This is a genomic window from Streptomyces sp. NBC_01477 (assembly GCF_036227245.1).
GTDB lineage: Bacteria > Actinomycetota > Actinomycetes > Streptomycetales > Streptomycetaceae > Actinacidiphila.
The window spans coordinates 1,298,586-1,314,613 of the sequence record NZ_CP109445.1 but is presented as its reverse complement, the minus strand read 5'-3'; the positions used below and the strand labels follow the sequence as shown (position 1 = coordinate 1,314,613).

Genomic DNA, 16,028 nt, shown 5'->3' with positions numbered 1-16,028 from the left:
GGGGCTGCCGGCTCAGCGCACGCCGGCGGCGGTGAGTTCGAAGGTGCCCGCCGCCGCGTCGAGCCGCGCCGGGACACCGACGGGCAGCGTCAGCATCGGGTCGGTGTGGCCCAGGTCGACACCGGCGAGCACCGGGAAGCCGCGGCCCCCGTAGCGTGCGGCGACCGTGGCGCGCAGCTGCTCCTCGAAGCCGTCCGGGGCGCGGAAGGACCGGCCGACCACCATGCCGGCCGGCCGCGCCGTCACCCCGGCGGCGTCCAGCTGGGTCAGCGCCCGCTCCAGCAGGGCCGGATTGCTCTCGCAGGTCTCCCAGAACAGCACCGCGCCGTCGAAGGACGGCACATAGGGAGTGCCCAGCAGCGCGCACAGGGTCTCCAGGTTGCCGCCGAGCAGCGGGCCCCCGCCCGCCCCGCCGGCCAGCCACTCCCAGCCCTGGTGCGGCACCGTGTCGCGCGGCCGGTCGTCGTCCTTGTCCCACAGCAGGAACTCCTGCGTCCAGTGCTCAGGAGGACGCAGGACGCCGGCCGGCACCGCGGCGGTCAGCGCGCCGAAGAGCGAGGTGTCGCTGTACTTCTGCACGTCGGGGAATTCGGCCAGCTCCGGCATGAGGGTGGGGCCGTGGAAGGTGACCACGCCCGTCCTGGCATGCAGTCCGAGCAGCAGCGCGGTGAGGTCGCTGTACCCCACCACCGGCTTGGGATCCGCGGCGAACGCCTCGTAGTCGAGGTACGGCAGCAGCCCGTTGGCGGTGTAGCCGCCGATCGTGCAGACCACCGCGCGCACCCGTCCGTCCCGCAGGAACCCGTTCAGCTCGGCCGCCCGGGCCTCCGCGGGACCTGCCGAGTGGCCGGAGGCGCCGGACTGCGCGCCCACTTCCACCCGGAAGCCGCGGTCGCGGAGCGCCTGGAGGCCGCGGGCGAACCGGCCGGGGGCGAAGACCGCCCCCGGCCCGGACGGCGTGCACACCCCGATGACGTCGCCTCGGGCGAGCCGCCGGGGCCGGATCGCCGCCGCCCCGGCGGCCGGTGCCGTCATGTGGTCGGTCACGGCGAGGCTGTCCCGGCCGCGGGCTTGGCCAGCACCCAGGTCTCCCGGAAGCTGTCCTGCGTCGCGGGCGCCGGGGTGTAGTCGTCCAGGACCTCCAGCACCCGGAAGCCGGCCCGGTCGGCGGCGGCCCTGATCTCCTCGTGGGAGAACCACCGCTGGCGGTGGTGCTCCTCGTAGCGCGTGAAGGCGCCGCCCTCCCGCAGGAAGAGGGTGATGAGGAAGTCCACCGACTGCTGCTCCGGGTGGTGCCGGTTGCGCCACACGTAGGCGAAGTCACCGCAGTCGTCGCCGTAGTGGCTGTCGCCGAAGATGTTCTCCAGCTTCCCGCGCGTGTTGACGTCGAAGAGGAAGACGCCCGTGGGGGAGAGCGCCGCCGCCACCGACTCCAGCAGCTGCACGAGGCCGTCCTCGCCCGCCATGTAGTTGACGCTGTCGAAGGTGCACACCGCGGCGTCGAACCCGCCGGGCAGTGCCGCCGCCGGCAGGTCCGCCCGGACCAGCCGGGTCCCGTCGGCGACATTGCCGCGGGCCTTGTCCAGCATCCCCTCGGAGCTGTCCACCCCGGCGACCCGGTAGCCGCGCTTCTGCAGCCGGGCGGTCAGCAGACCCGTACCGCAGCACACGTCCAGCAGGTCCGCGGCGCCGGGGGCGTGCCGGCGCAGCCGGGCGTCGATGAAGTCGGCCCACGCGTCGTAGTCGTTGTTCGCCGTCCAGGCGTCGTACACCGCGGACAGCGCCTCGTACGGCTTCAGCGGCCCGTCTGTCCGCGTCCGGGTCCCCATCAGCCGGCCTTGCGCACGTGCACCATCAAGTTGACGCCCCGGTCGGCCCACTCCGGGTGCTCGGACGCCTTCAGCTCCAGGTCGAGGAGGGTCTGGAAATACTCCTCCTCCTGGAGCCGCTTGGAGACCGCGCTGATCGTCTGGTAGGGGTAGCCGAAGTCCTCGGGGCCGGGCTGGGCCAGCGTGGTGACGCCGAAGACCCGCTCCACCTGGAGGCCGGCGTTCTCGCCGAGATCACGCAGGTTCTGCGAGGAGTAGACGCGCAGCGGCGGGACGTGCGGAGCCCACTTGACGATCCCGGTGTCCATCAGCTCGCGCAGCTCGGCCGGGTCGGCGCCGTCCCGGTTGATCTTGGAGTGAACGGCGTTGGACAGCGAGTGGCTCATCAGCAGGCCGTGCGCGCTGGGCTTCATGACGCGGTGCAGCGTCTCGAAGGCCGCGGCGGGGTTGTCGAGGAAGCTGAGGACGCCGTAGGTGCTGATGACGCCGTCGTACGCGGCGTCGGGCAACTGCGGAGCGTCTTCCAGGTCGCACTCGACGAGGTGCACCTTGTCGCCGGCCCCGGCCGCCGCGACGTTGGAGGCCGCCGTCTCCAGCATGCGGGAGGACTTGTCGGCCACGGTCACCTCCACGCCCAGCGCCTCCGCGCACCACAGCCCCCACCGGCCGGTCCCGCCGCCCGCGTCGAGGATGTGCTGGCCCGGCCGCACCTGGAGGTGGCGCCGGAAGAGCTCCTGCACGAGGGCGTCGCTGAGCTTCCAGTAGTCCGCCTCGTAGAAGCCTTCCACATTGCCCGCGTAAGGCTCGAAGAATTCCTCGTACTGTTCATCCGTCATGAGGGACACAGGCGGTTTACCTTTCTTTCCGGGAATGCCGCCGGACAGCGCGGAGCAGCACTGCCCACAGCTTGACAGGGACACCTGCCCGTATGGACGGGAAGGGAAGGGGGCGTGGGGGCGACGCCCCCTAAGGGGCGATGGCGACACCATTCAGTCGCGGCGCCAACTGGAGGTCGCGAATATCCGAATGGCTCAGCACCCACATGAGCCAGCGTTCGATCCCCATACCGAAACCGGAGGTCTGCATGGGAGTGGCGTCCTTCATGGCGACGTACCAGCGGTACGAGTCCTCGTCCACCGAATGGTGGGCCAGCGCGCTCCGGCATTCGTCACCGGTGACATGGCGCTCGCCGGCGCCGACCACCTCACCGATACCGAAGAGCAGGTCGGCGTTGAGCGCGCTGCGCCGGCCGGAGGGCGCGTACGCCTGGTAGAAGGGGACCGACAGGTGGTCGAAGTGCGTCACCCAGAGCACCGGGCTCACCTCGGCCAGCAGGCGCCGCTCACCGTGCCGGGTCAGGGAGCGCCACTGGCCGGAGTCGTGGACGGCGAGCGGGTCGCCCGCGAGGTGCTCGACCGCCTCGTCCATGGTCATCCGGGGAAAGTCGGTACGCTCGGCCATGTCCTCGATGTGCTCGATGCCCGCTGACCTGGCACTGAGCGCCTTGCCGCACTCTTTCAGCGCCGCGTCGGCCAGCACGCGCATGTACGACTCGACGCTGGCCATCACGTCGGCGAGGTCGCCGCGGATCTCCGCCTCGCTGTGGAAGAACTGGTTGAGGTGGGTGGCGTCCGCGTCCTCGCCGCGGAAGCTCGGCATCAGGTACCAGGCGCCCTCCTCGTTGAAGCGGCAGCCGTACTCCAGCATGAACTGCATGGAGTCGGCGAGGTAGGTGCGCTGGCCGAACAGGTCGATGCCGACCGGGGAGGAATCGCTCCCCAGGCCCATGGGGCTCGACACGCTGTCGGTGGTTATCGGCAGGTGCAGTGCCTTGACGCCACGGCTTCGCCAGAATCCGGTGGTGGCCACAGTCACCGTATCCTGAAGGTCGACCAGAGTCCGGTAGAACGACTGGCCGACTATCTCTAAGAAGCGGTTCGGAGCTGGTCGCCAGCCCCCATGTGAAATCTCGCCGAGCGCGCTCAAGAAGCCCTCACCATCCTTTTCTCAGCAGTGCAATCCCTTGTTTTGAACGGTGGGCGGACGCACATTTTCGGCAATGCCGAAAATATAATTCTTCGTTCGTACGGAACGAACTCTAGCGGGTGTGCGGCTTGTTCGTAAGAGTCCATCGAGCAGATTTTTTGAATTTCCGGTGCGAGCGCTGCCCGGCTATTGCGGAATCACCGGCGCGACAGGCTGGACGACGATGTTGACCAGTTTCGGCGCCCGCACGATCACCTTGCGGACACTGGCGCCGGCCAGGGCCGCGACCACGGCGGGGTCGGCCAGTGCCAGGGCCTCCAGGTCGGCGTCGGTGACGGTCGGCGGGACCTCCAGCCGGGCTTTGACCTTGCCCTTGATCTGCACGACGCACAGGACCGCCTCGTCCTGGGCCCAGATGGGATCGGCGGCCGGGAAGGGCTCATGTGCCAGGGAGCCGGTGTGGCCGAGCCTGCTCCACAGCTCCTCGGCGATGTGTGGTGCCAGTGGTGCGATGAGCAGGACGAGTTGTTCGGCGATGGTGCGTGGCACGGGGCCGGTGGATTTGGTCAGGTGGTTGTTGAGTTCGGTGATCTTGGCGATGGCGGTGTTGAAGCGCAGTTCGGCCATGTCTGCGGTGACGCCGTGGATGGCTTTGTGCAGGGCGCGCAGGGTGGTCTCGTCGGGTTCGGTGTCGGTGACGGTGGTCTGGCCGGTGGCCTCGTCGACGATGTTGCGCCAGATGCGTTGCAGGAGGCGGTACTGGCCGATGACGGCGCGGGTGTCCCAGGGGCGGGAGACGTCCAGGGGGCCCATGGCCATCTCGTACAGGCGCAGGGTGTCGGCGCCGTATTCGGCGCAGATCTCGTCGGGGGTGACGGCGTTCTTCAGGGACTTGCCCATTTTGCCCAGCAGGCGGGTGACCTGCTCGCCGGCGTACCAGTACGTGCCGTCGCGTTCCTCGACCTCGGCGGCGGGCACCGCGATACGGCGTGCGTCGCGGTAGACGTAGGCCTGGATCATGCCCTGGTTGAACAGCTTGTGGAACGGCTCGACGGAGGAGACGTGGCCCAGGTCGTGCAGGACCTTGTGCCAGAACCGGGCGTACAGCAGATGCAGCACCGCGTGCTCGGCGCCCCCGACGTACAGGTCCACCCCGCCCGCCGGCAGGCCCTCGCGCGGGCCCATCCAGTACGACTCGATCCCCGGGTCGACCGGTTCGCGGGTGTTGTGGGGGTCGAGGTAGCGCAGCTCGTACCAGCACGACCCGGCCCAGTTCGGCATCGTGTTGGTCTCACGCCGGTAGGTGCGCACCCCCTCGCCCAGGTCCAGATCGACGGTGACCCAGTCCGCGTTGCGCGACAGCGGGGTCTCCGGACTGGTGTCGGCGTCGTCCGGATCGAACGTGCGCGGACTGTAGTCGTCGACCTCGGGCAGCTCGACCGGCAGCATCTCGTCGGGCAGCGCGTGCGGCACACCGTCCTCGTCGTAGACGATCGGGAACGGCTCACCCCAGTACCGCTGCCGGCTGAACAGCCAGTCCCGCAGCCGGTAGTTCACCGTGCCCCGCCCCACCCCCCGCCCGGCCAGCCACCCGGTGACCGCGGCCTTCGCCTCGGCCACCCCCAGCCCGTCCAGCGAAATCCCCTCACCCGCCGAATTCACGATCGTCGACTCCGACGAGGAGAACGCACCCTCCCAGGCGGCCGGGTCGGTGCCGCGGCCGTCGGTCGGCTCCACGACACACCGCATCGGCAGCCCGAAAGCACGCGCGAAAGCAAAATCCCGGCTGTCGTGCGCGGGCACCGCCATGATCGCCCCCGTGCCGTAACCCATCAGCACATAGTCCGCCACGAACACCGGAACATCCTCGCCACTGACCGGATTCACCGCGAACACACCGGTGAACACACCGGTCTTCTCCCGCGCATCGGCCTGCCGCTCCACATCCGACTTCGCCGCCGCCTGCTTCCGGTACGCCGCCACCGCCTCCACCGGCGTGGCATGCCCACCCGTCCACACCGCACTGGTACCCCGCGGCCACACCGCCGGCACCACCACATCCACCAGCTCATGCTCCGGCGCCAGCACCAAGTACGTCGCCCCGAACAACGTGTCCTGACGCGTCGTGAACACCGTCACCGCATGCTCACCACCCGCACCCCGCACAGGGAAATCAACGCGGGCACCCTCACTGCGGCCGATCCAGTTCCGCTGCTGCAACTTGATCGCCTCGGGCCAGTCCAGAACATCCAGATCCGACAGCAACCGGTCCGCATACGCCGTGATCCGCATCATCCACTGCCGCAGATTCGCTTTGAACACCGGGAAATTACCCCGCTCCGAACGCCCCTCCGCAGTGACCTCCTCATTGGCCAGCACCGTCCCCAGCCCCGGACACCAGTTCACCGGCGACTGCGCCGAATACGCCAACCGGTACCCGCCCAGCACCTCAGCCCGCTCCGCACCACCCAGCTCCGACCACGCCCGCCCGTCCGGCGTCACCCGCGAACCATCCGCGAACTGCGCCACCAGCTCCCCGATCGGACGCGCCCGACCAGCAGCCTCGTCGTACCACGAATTGTAGATCTGCAGAAAAATCCACTGCGTCCACCGGTAATACGCAGGATCGATCGTCGAGAACGAACGACGCCGGTCATGCCCCAGACCCAACCGCCGCAACTGCGCCGTCATCGTGACGATATTCGCCTCGGTCGACAACCGCGGATGCGTACCCGTCTGCACCGCATACTGCTCCGCCGGCAGACCGAACGCATCGAAACCCAGCGTATGCAGCACATTGTGCCCCGTCATCCGCTGATGACGCGCATACACATCCGTCGCGATATAACCCAGCGGATGACCCACATGCAACCCCGCACCCGACGGATACGGAAACATGTCCATCACAAACCTCTTCGGCCGCGCCGCCAACTCCGGATCCGAATCCAGATCACCAAAAGGATTGGCCGCGGCGAAAGTACCGTCCGCCTCCCAGAAGCTCTGCCAGCGCTCCTCGATGTCGGCGGCCAGCTCGGGCGAGTAGCGGTGGGGCGGCTGTTCGCCGTGCTCCGCGCGCGCCGTCCCGAAGGCGGGCGTTGGGCTCATCGTCGAACTCCTTCGTCAGGTGAGGGGGCTGGAACGCACACACCGCGCGGCGATCGCTTCACGTCGCCCGGGCGGATCCTGCCGAGTTTCCCGGCGCGGCCGTACAGCTCCGGCCGGCGCCGCTCCCCTTGTCACGGAGCTCAACGGACAGCAGCGTCCGGCCGCGGCCCGGGCGCAGATTCCACCGCAGCCGCAGGCGGCCCATCCGTATCGCGGTGCCGCCCACTCCCAGGGACGCGCCCGCGGCGATCAGCCCGCCGGTCAGAAACCCGATCCGGGGGCCGCAGGCGTCGGTGACCCAGCCCGTGAGGGGGCCGCCGATCGGAACGCCGCCGAGGAAGACGAGCATGTACAGGCTCATGACCCGGCCGCGCATGCCGGAGTCGCTGGCGAGCTGGACGATCGTGTTGGCGGTGGTGTTGAACGCCAGCCCGAAAGCCCCGACCGGCACCATGAGGACGGCGAAGAACCAGAACACCGGGGCCAGCGCGGCCACCACTTCGATCATCCCGAAGAGCAGCGCGCCGATCAGCAGAAGCCGCAGCTGGGTACGGCCGTGGCGGGCGGCCAGCAGCGCGCCGATCACGGCACCGACCGCCATCAGGCTGTTGAGCAGGCCGTAGGTGCCGGCGCCCCCGTGGAACACCTTGTTGGCGAACGCGGAGAGCCAGATCGGGAAGTTGAGGCTGAAAGTGCCGACAAAGCCGACCAGCACGATCGGCCGGATGAGTTCCGGCTTCCCCGCCACGTAGCGCAGCCCCTCACGCAGCTGTCCGCGGCCGCGGGGCACGGGTTCGACCGCATGCAGTTCCGACGTCCTCATCAGGAGGAGGCCGGCGAACGGGGCCAGAAAGGACAGGCCGTTGATCAGGAACGCCCAACCGATGCTCAACGTCGTGATCACGATCCCGGCGACCGCCGGACCGACCAGCCGGGAGACCTGGAAACTGGCGGAGTTCAGCGAGACGGCGTTGCGGACTCCGGCGGGCCCCACCATCTCCACCACGAAGGTCTGCCGGGTGGGATTGTCCACGACGATCACCGCACCGACCATGAAGGCGACGGTGTAGACCTGCCACACCCGCACGGCGCCGCTGAGCGCGAGCACGGCGAGGGCCAGCCCGAGAAGTCCTAACGCGGCCTGGGTGCAGAGCAGAATCCGCCGTTTGGGATACCGGTCGGCGATCACCCCGCCGTACAGGCCGAAGAGCAGCATCGGCAAAAACTGCAAGGCCGTGGTGACGCCTACCGCGAAGGACGAGCCGGTGAGGCTGAACACCAACCAGTCCTGGGCAATTCGCGCCATCCAGGTGCCCGTGTTGGAGATCGCCGCGGCAGTGGCGAAAAGGCGGTAATTGCGAATCCGCAACGAGCCGAAGGTGCCCGCTGTCTCCCTGGGACGGCTGGGTCCGGTTCCGGTGTCCACGTCGGCCTGCGCGCTCAATCGGTACCCCCCTTCCCGTTCATGGCGTGTCGCCTTGCGTCGCGTTCACGATCCCGTGGGCGACGGCGGACCCGTGGGTCCGTCACGTGTCTGACTTGGTCCAGCATGCCCGATTTCTGCCGGTGGCTCGATCGAGCCGCCCCAGGATCACCCGCAGGCCGCATCGTGACAAGAGGGGGTGGTGTGCGCCGATGGGCGACTCAGGGCCGCCCCTCCGCGCAGGTGCGAAAGAGGGTGGAGAACTGTGCGTGAGGATCCGCTCACCGGGATTCCGCGCGCCACCTGGGGCGCTGCGGGCACCGATGCTCCCGTCTCACTCGCATCAGTCATACGACCGCTACTACGTCAGCACCGTAGGACCCAAGCTGGAGAACGTAGACCGCCCGATGGCGGCGGGGGGAGAAAAGCTACGTCCGCCTTATTCGGCCGGTGTGTCCGAATCGCGGTGCGTCAGGCTCTCTTTTCGACCTGGAGCAGCCGTGCCCGGACCGGCGTACGCGCTGAGGAGCGCCACCGGCTTACCGGCGGCGCTCCTCGGCGCGTACGGGGTGGTCAGCCGCGGTGGCCGCGGTGGCCAGGTCAGGGCTTTGCGGCAGCGCCGTAGCCGTAGCCGGAGATGAGGTTGCCGCTGGTGTCGCGCAGGGCGGCGTTGTCGCCCTTGTCGTTCCAGATGGGCTTGCCGCTGCCGTAGCTGAAGCCGCCCCACTCGGGGTGGACCTGGTTGGTGTAGACGCGGATGCGCTGGCCGGGCTGAAGGACGGTGCCCGGCGGGAAGGTGAAGTCCTGGCCGCGGTCGTCGGCGCCGAGGACGAAGCCGGAGATGTCGCCGGGCGCGGTGCCGCGGTTGATGATCTCGACGTACTCGTCGGCCTGCGTGTATTTGACGTCGCCCTTGTAACGGACGGTGGTGATGGCGATGTCGGGGGCGCCGGTGCGGGCGAGCACCGCGACGATGTCGCCGTCGTTGGCGCCGTTCTCCGGGCTCATGAACCGGGTGACGATGTTGCCGCCCTGCTTGAAGCCGGTGATGACGACGGCGTACTCGGTGCCGTCGATGGTCACGGTCTCGGGGGAGACGGTGGTCGGCAGGTCGACGATGTCGTCGGGGTCGGGCCCGTCGTTGGGGGTCTCGTTGTGGCGGAAGCGGAAGCTGAAGTCCTTCGACAGGCCGCCCTCGAAGGTGACGTTGACCGACAGGTCCACCTCGAACTGGTTGACCCCGTTGGACTGGATCGGGAAGTTCTGGTGGGTGAACGTGCCGATCACGAATTCGGTGCCGTCCGTGACCACGTCGGTGGTTTTGCCGGTGAACACGTAGCCGCTCTTGCCGCCGCCCGCGGGTATGCCCCACCGCACATTGCTGGTGCTGAGCCCTTCGAGATCGGGCGGGTTGGCGGTCATCGAAGGCCACGTACCTGTCGTGGTGACGGTCGACATACGTCGTCTCGCTTCCTGCTCGGGCAGCCGGCGGCAGGACGAGCCCGGCCCGGCTGCGGTTCGCACGCCACAAGGAGGCGCGGTCACGAAACGTAGCCCCGCCGACACATGGCGTGGGTGATGATCTTGTGTCTTGACCTGAAAGCAGGCCCCGTGGCCGGTCGGACGCTCTTGACCGCCTCACCACGGCGACGCGGACGGTCCGAGGGGCGGCCGGGTCCGTTCCCCGAGCGTCGAATTCATCCTTGCGGGTGAACTGGAAATCCTCGGTGGCACGCTCACCCGTGAGCCTCGTGAGTGGGGGATCCGCCCATCATGCGGAGCATCGCCGTGCCGCCGGTGCGGAAGAACCGCACCAGGAGGGCGGCGGCCAGCAGGAGGAAGGCGATGTTGAGCCACGTGGTGTAGTCCCAGGTGACGCCCTCCGTCGGGATCTTCGCGTCGGCCTGATCGGGCACGAGGCCCAGGCCGCTGAAAGCGAACTCCACGGCGTACCCGGCGATGACCGTGGCGAGGTAGAACGTGCCGAGCAGGAAGAGCGCCATTCTCGCGCCGTAATACTTCCGGTAGATGTTCAGGATCGGCAGGATCAGCAGGTCGGCGAAGACGAACGCGACGACACCGCCGAAACTGATGCCTCCCTTCCACAGCACGACCGCGAGCGGCACATTGCCGATGGAGCAGACGAACGAGGCGATCGCGACGAGCGGGCCGATGACGGGCCCCCAGAGTTTGGAGGCCAGCGGATGGCCTTCGAAGAAGAACGTGCGCCAGAAGGAGTCGGGCACCCAGGCGGCGATGGCGCCCGCGATGAGCAGGCCGATGACCAGGTCGCGCAGGATCGCCGCCCATTCCATGACGAAGACGTGGCTGGTGGAGGTGAAGCCCTCGCGGGACAGCAGCCGCCGGGCGAAGGAGCCCTCGCGTGTGACGGACATGTCCATCGCGGCATGGCCCTCCATCGAGCCGGCCAGCCCCTGTTCGGCCTGCTCGCGGGCCTGGCGCAGGCGTGTGTCGTGCAGGAGCAGCCGGAAGAGCACCGCGAGCACGACGATCATGAGGGGGCCGCCGACGAACTCAGCCGCGGTGAATTGCCAGCCCATCAGCAGCGCGAGGATGACGCCCAGCTCGACGACGAGGTTGGTCGAGGCGATCTCGAAGGCCATCGCCGCGGTGAAGTTCGCGCCTTTGCGGAACAGCGAGCGGGCCAGGGCGACCGCCGCGTAGGAGCAGGAGGACGAGGCGGCGCCCAGGCCGGCGGCGACGGCGAGGGTGCGGGGGCGGTCGTCGCCGAGCAGCGAGACGACGGTGGACTTGCGGACGACGGCCTGGACGACGGCGGACAGGGCGAAACCCAGGATCAGGGCCCAGGTGATCTCCCAGGTCATGGAACCGGTGATCGACAGGGCGTGCAGTACGGCGTGGATCATCCCTGAAGCCTTCCGGACGAGCAGGACATGGGGTCCACCGACACGGGGCACTGCGCGGCACGTCAGTGCCCGAGTTGTCGGGAGGTGATGGCCAGGGCATCATGAAAATGACGATCGCACATATGATGTTCGCGCCAGATCGGAAGCGGCCTGAACGTAATCGCGGGCTCGTGGTCCACGGCCTGACAGCGCCGATTCGCCGATTCACCCGCTCGCAGTACGGGAGACGGGTCCGGTGCGCCCCGCATGATCCAGCACGACCCTGGTGCGGGAGGCTCGCAGTGGGCAGTGTTTCCTTTCTTCTGATAGCCGTCATCCTGACCGCGCTCGCCTTCGATTTCACCAACGGGTTCCACGACACCGCCAACTCGATGGCGACATCCATCGCCACCGGGGCGCTGTCGCCGCGGGTGGCCGTCGCAGTGGCCGGCGTCCTCAATCTCGCCGGCGCCTTTCTCTCGACGAAAGTGGCATCCACTATTTCCACCGGAATCGTCGACGACAAAAAGGTCTCTTTGGTGATGATCTTCGCGGGACTGGTGGGCGCGATTCTGTGGAATCTGACCACCTGGCTCTTCGGCCTTCCGTCGAGTTCCTCGCACGCGTTGTTCGGCGGGCTCATCGGCGCGGTATGGGTCGGGGCCGGCGGACCGGCGATCCACTTCGACACGGTCGTCGAGAAGATCGTGATCCCGGCGATCGCCTCACCGATCCTGGCATGCGGGGTGGCTCTGGTGGCGACGTACCTGGCCTATGTGATCACCCGGCGGACGTCGGAACGCAAGGCGAGAAAAGGGTTCCGCAGGGGGCAGATCGGGTCGGCCTCCCTGGTGGCCCTGGCCCACGGCACCAACGACGCGCAGAAGACCATGGGGGTCATCACCCTCGCGCTCATCTCCACCGGAGTCCTCCACCGCGGCGCGCAACCGCCCTGGTGGGTCGTGCTCTCGGCCGGCCTGGCGATATCGCTGGGCACGTACGTCGGCGGCTGGCGGATCATCCGCACCATGGGCAGGGGCCTGACCGACATCGAGGCCCCCCAGGGCTTCACCGCGGAGACCACCGCGACGGCGGTCATCCTGTCCTCGTCGCACCTGGGATTCGCGCTGTCCACCACGCAGGTCTGCACCGGCGGCATCCTGGGCGCGGGGCTCGGCCGCAGACTGGCCCGGGTGCGGTGGGGGATCGCCGGGCGGATCGCGGTGTCCTGGGCCCTGACCCTGCCCGCGGCGGCGGCCGTGGGAGGTGTCGCGGCGTGGGTCGCCGACCGGGGGAACCTCGGTGTCGCCCTCGTCGCGCTTGTCGCCCTGGCCGCGGCGGCCGGCTTCTACGCACTGTCCCGGCGCGCGCCGGTGAACCGGGAGAACGTCAACGAACTGCCCGACCGGCACGAGGAACCCGCCGACCGGTCGGCCGTGTGATCCCCGCAGCGGTCGAAGGAGCGCAGGATGGATATCAAATGGACCAGCCTCGGGGAGGTGGCGCTGGCCAGTTTCGGTGTCACCGTCCTGGTCGTCGTGATGTTCTCCCTCGGGGTCGTCGCCTGGAACCGCATGGTGGCACCGCGGGGCGCGGGCCCGGCCGGCCGACGGGACCGGGTCGCCGGGGGCGCGGCGGTGCTGTGCTTCGCCGCGTGCCTGGCGGTTGCGGCGTACGGAATAGACATGATCGTCCCCGGCTGACGGCGTCGCCGCGCTGTGCCACCGGGACGGCCGCACGATGGGCCGAGCGGCGTCGGACGGCCGATCGTGCGGTGGGCGACCGCGGACCTCTACGGGGCTCAGAGGTGTCCTGGGCCGCCGGCCGGCCCGGGTAGCGGGCGGCGCGGAACCGCAGGTGGCGGCTGAGGTGGCGCTGCTCCACGCCGGCGGCGCAGTTTCGGGAGCCGGTACGATCAGATTCTAATAACAGGCCCATGGCGCCAGTTGTGTGGATCACGAAAAGAGAGCAAAAGGCGGCTGTAGGGGGAGGTCAGCGTCGGTCAGGGGGCGTCGTGGGGGTGGGGGTGACGGCGCGGCGTAGCTGTTCCATCTTGGGCGGGAGCAGGTGCGCGAGCGCGTATCGCCGGCGGCCGGTGGCGTAGGCGCGGGCGAGGCCTCTGTCCTCCAGCGGCAGGCCGGGCGGGCGGAGGGCGGCGCGGCCGTGGTCGTCGGGCAGGCCGGTGTGGTTGGACCGCAGGCTCACCCACAGTGCGGTGGCCGCGCCTTGCAGGGGGGGCGGTCAGCTGTCCGCGGGCCGGGAGCCACTGCCGCAGCGCCCGTGTGGTCAGCGTGGACAGCGGCAGCACGTCCGGTCCGGCGAGTGCCACTGCGGCTGTGCTGTGCTGCGGGCGGCGCCGCACCGTCACATGGGACATGTCCTCGTGGAGGTCGGCGAGTTGCTGGCCGGCCAGCTCGCCGGCACGGGCCGCGGTGTCCAGGACCATGGCGACCATGGCGGTGAACCGCGCCTGGCCGGGGTCGAGTTGCGCCGACAGGGCGTCGCCGAGCCGCCCGCGCAGCTCCGCGAGTTCACCGGGCTGCGGTGTGGGCCGCAGCGCGACCGGCGGGCGGGTGGCCGGATCGCGGCCCCAGGGCGGTGCGGCCGTCTGCAGCCGGGGCTGCCGGGCTGCCGAGAGGAGCAGGTCGACGCAGTCCCGTCGCGCCTGGTTGGTCGCACGGCTGGTCGGCGGCCTGCCTCCGCCGACCAGCCGGTCCCGCAGCTCGCCGGACTCGGCCACGTCGAAGTACCGCTGGAGCGTGCGGACATCGAGCAGCGTGGTCAGGCTGTCGCGGGCCGGGCGGAAGGCGTCCAGGGCCAGTGCCCGGGACAGTTCGCCGCGGAAGGCGCCGAGTTGGCGCCGCCGGGAGGGGCCGATCGCGGGCATGGAGTCGAGCAGGTGGTCGAGTGCGCGGATCGAGGCGTACACCCGGCGATTGTCCCGCACCGTACCGCCCCGCTCTGGCCCGCACCGCCCTGGACCTGCCGCACCGGCGGCAACCGAGCACGGGATTCGTCAGGCGAAGGTGTCGCAGTCGGCGACGGCGCCGGACTTGTAGCCGGTGCTGAACCACTGCTGGCGTTGCGCCGCCGAGCCGTGGGTCCAGGTGTCCGGGGTGACCTTGCCCTGGTACTTCTGCTGGATGCGGTCGTCGCCTACGGAGGCGGCCGCGTCCAGCCCCAGGCTGATGTCGGACTGGGTCAGTTGGGTGATGAGCGGCTTTCCGCTCCCGGGGTCAGGGGTGGTGGTGGCGTGGTGGGCCCATACCCCGGCGTAGCAGTCCGCCTGTAGCTCCAGTTTCACCGAGCCGCTGTTCCGGCCCTCGCCGCTGCCCCGGGAGATGGTGCCGCTCAGGTCCTGGATGTGGTGCCCGTATTCGTGCGCGATGACGTACGCCTCGGCGAAGGGGCCGCCCTTGGCGCCGAACTTGCTGCTGAGCTCGTCGAAGAAGCCCAGGTCCAGATAGACCTTGTCGTCGGCGGAGCAGTAGAAGGGCCCGACCTCGGAGGTCGCGTTTCCGCAGCCGGTGCTCACGCTGCCGGTGAACAGCGAGGTCGGGGCCTGGGTGTAGGACTTCCCCGCGGCTGTCTCGGTCTGCTTCCAGAACGCCTGGACGCTGTCGACCACGGCCACGACCCGGCAGTCGTCCCTGCTGTTGGCGTCCGCGCCGGTACGGCAGTCCGCCGCGAGATCGCCTGAGCCGGTGCCGTGGGCACCCGTGCCGGTGGTGCTGTCGGAGCTGAGCAGGCCCGGGTTCACCCCGAAGACCACCGAGGCGATCAGCACCAGGAGTCCGACCACTCCGCCGCCCACCGTCTTCCCGCCACCGGGGATCCCGCCCAGTGCCCCGCCCCGGTTGTCCTGGACCTCGGAGGTGTCCAGGGCGGCGTTGTCGTCGAACTCCATTCGCTGACTCTCCTCAAGCCGCGCGCGCCGGCCTGCCCCGCGCCGCCCGGTCCGCCTACCCGTCCGAGCGGGTCTCATCCGGGGAGCTTCCTGCCGGAGCCGGAGCCGGAGCCGGAGCCGGAGCCGGACCCGGACCCGGAGCCGGCGTCATGGCGACCGCCGGCCCCGTCGCGCTTCCGGTTGAGTGAACGCGTCCTGCGCGGTTATGCGGTGCGCATGACTGATGCGCACCGCAAGCCCGACAGTTCATCTCCCCGCGAGAACGAAGATGTGGAGGACGAGGTCATGGATGAGGTGCTCGCCTCCTACACCGACGCGATCAACGAACGCCAGGTTCCTCGTGTCCCGGAGCATGACGACCCTGAGCGGAAGTGATCCTGGGCGGGAGTGACCCCGAGCGGGGGTGGTCCTGGGCGGGAGTGACCCGGCCCGGCGCACCTCCGCCCCGTCACGGCCGCGCTGACGCCGGGAGCCTCAGTTGAGTGTGCAGGCGCTGGCTCCGTAGACGTTGTTGTCGCCCGCGGTGAATGCCTGGCAGGTGACCGTCTGGTGGCCGTAGTTGTAGACGGGCGGGCCGAACGGGCCGGGGAAGAACCCGATGGCGCTCAGCTGGTCCACCTCGACGGTGTACGGGCCCCCGGTGTCGGTGAAGGAGCCGCAGCCGAGGGCGGTGAAGTTGTAGATCGAGCCGAGGACGCCGATACCGGTGGTGCAGTGCACGGCGGTGGCTGCCTGGGCGCTGCCCGCACCGGCCATGACACCTCCGACCGCGAGGGCCGCTGTGGCGAAGAGTGTGGCTGTGGCGCGGGTGTGGCTGCGTAAGCTCATGTGTCCCAAATCCTCCTGCTTGACGGAGGAACAGGCTAAAGGTCCGTAGCCCGGGCGCGCATCACCCGATCGGACTAGTGCGC

14 protein-coding genes are annotated in these 16,028 nt (G+C 69.3%); 3 read left to right on the top strand and 11 right to left on the bottom strand.

Going from position 1 to position 16,028, the window contains the following annotated elements; translation table 11 throughout:
• Window positions 1-12: 12 nt before the first annotated feature.
• The 8 genes from OHA86_RS05050 to OHA86_RS05015 all read right to left on the bottom strand — a co-directional run bounded on the left by OHA86_RS05050 (window position 13) and on the right by OHA86_RS05015 (window position 11,228).
• Entirely contained in the window at window positions 13-1,047 is a 1,035-nt protein-coding gene (locus OHA86_RS05050; RefSeq protein ID WP_329172849.1) for a S66 peptidase family protein, read from the bottom strand.
• Entirely contained in the window at window positions 1,044-1,829 is a 786-nt protein-coding gene (locus OHA86_RS05045) for a class I SAM-dependent DNA methyltransferase (protein ID WP_329172847.1), read from the bottom strand. Before OHA86_RS05045 ends, OHA86_RS05050 begins: the two co-directional genes overlap by 4 nt.
• Window positions 1,829-2,665, bottom strand: coding sequence for a class I SAM-dependent methyltransferase (locus OHA86_RS05040; protein ID WP_329172844.1), 837 nt, complete (start codon window positions 2,663-2,665; stop codon window positions 1,829-1,831). The genes OHA86_RS05045 and OHA86_RS05040 overlap by 1 nt, the downstream gene beginning before the upstream one ends.
• 130 nt (window positions 2,666-2,795) lie before the next feature.
• Window positions 2,796-3,815: an amino acid--tRNA ligase-related protein gene (locus tag OHA86_RS05035; protein ID WP_329172842.1), complete on the bottom strand. Its 1,020-nt coding sequence runs from the start codon at window positions 3,813-3,815 to the stop codon at window positions 2,796-2,798.
• A 186-nt stretch (window positions 3,816-4,001) separates the two neighbouring features.
• Window positions 4,002-6,920, bottom strand: coding sequence for a leucine--tRNA ligase (leuS, locus tag OHA86_RS05030; protein WP_329172841.1), 2,919 nt, complete (start codon window positions 6,918-6,920; stop codon window positions 4,002-4,004).
• A 58-nt stretch (window positions 6,921-6,978) separates the two neighbouring features.
• Window positions 6,979-8,364, bottom strand: a complete 1,386-nt coding sequence (locus OHA86_RS05025) for an MFS transporter (RefSeq protein WP_329172840.1) — start codon at window positions 8,362-8,364, stop codon at window positions 6,979-6,981.
• A gap of 579 nt (window positions 8,365-8,943) precedes the next feature.
• Window positions 8,944-9,801, bottom strand: coding sequence for a lamin tail domain-containing protein (locus tag OHA86_RS05020; protein ID WP_329172839.1), 858 nt, complete (start codon window positions 9,799-9,801; stop codon window positions 8,944-8,946).
• A gap of 278 nt (window positions 9,802-10,079) precedes the next feature.
• Entirely contained in the window at window positions 10,080-11,228 is a 1,149-nt protein-coding gene (locus tag OHA86_RS05015; RefSeq protein ID WP_329182231.1) for a permease, read from the bottom strand.
• 284 nt (window positions 11,229-11,512) lie between these two features.
• Here OHA86_RS05015 and OHA86_RS05010 point away from each other — a divergent pair, with 284 nt between their 5' ends.
• The gene (locus tag OHA86_RS05010; RefSeq protein WP_329172838.1) at window positions 11,513-12,652 is read left to right on the top strand and encodes an inorganic phosphate transporter; all 1,140 of its coding nucleotides are present in this window, start codon (window positions 11,513-11,515) and stop codon (window positions 12,650-12,652) included.
• Window positions 12,653-12,679: 27 nt separating this feature from the next.
• A complete protein-coding gene (locus OHA86_RS05005) occupies window positions 12,680-12,913 on the top strand; it encodes a hypothetical protein (protein WP_329172837.1) in 234 nt (77 codons plus the stop codon).
• A gap of 299 nt (window positions 12,914-13,212) precedes the next feature.
• On the opposite strand, the gene OHA86_RS05000 is transcribed toward OHA86_RS05005, so the two are convergent.
• Both OHA86_RS05000 and ypfJ read right to left on the bottom strand, forming a co-directional pair.
• Window positions 13,213-14,139, bottom strand: coding sequence for a hypothetical protein (locus tag OHA86_RS05000; RefSeq protein WP_329172835.1), 927 nt, complete (start codon window positions 14,137-14,139; stop codon window positions 13,213-13,215).
• Window positions 14,140-14,226: 87 nt separating this feature from the next.
• Window positions 14,227-15,117, bottom strand: a complete 891-nt coding sequence (ypfJ, locus tag OHA86_RS04995; protein WP_329172834.1) for a KPN_02809 family neutral zinc metallopeptidase — start codon at window positions 15,115-15,117, stop codon at window positions 14,227-14,229.
• A gap of 216 nt (window positions 15,118-15,333) precedes the next feature.
• On the opposite strand from ypfJ, the gene OHA86_RS04990 reads away from it, so the two are divergent.
• Complete coding sequence (locus tag OHA86_RS04990; protein WP_329172832.1) at window positions 15,334-15,492, top strand: hypothetical protein; 159 nt, start codon at window positions 15,334-15,336, stop codon at window positions 15,490-15,492.
• Between the two features lie 99 nt (window positions 15,493-15,591).
• On the opposite strand, the gene OHA86_RS04985 is transcribed toward OHA86_RS04990, so the two are convergent.
• Window positions 15,592-15,945 carry a hypothetical protein gene (locus OHA86_RS04985; protein ID WP_329172830.1) on the bottom strand — a complete coding sequence of 118 codons (354 nt, stop codon included), beginning with the start codon at window positions 15,943-15,945 and terminating at the stop codon, window positions 15,592-15,594.
• Between the last annotated feature and the right edge of the window lie 83 nt (window positions 15,946-16,028).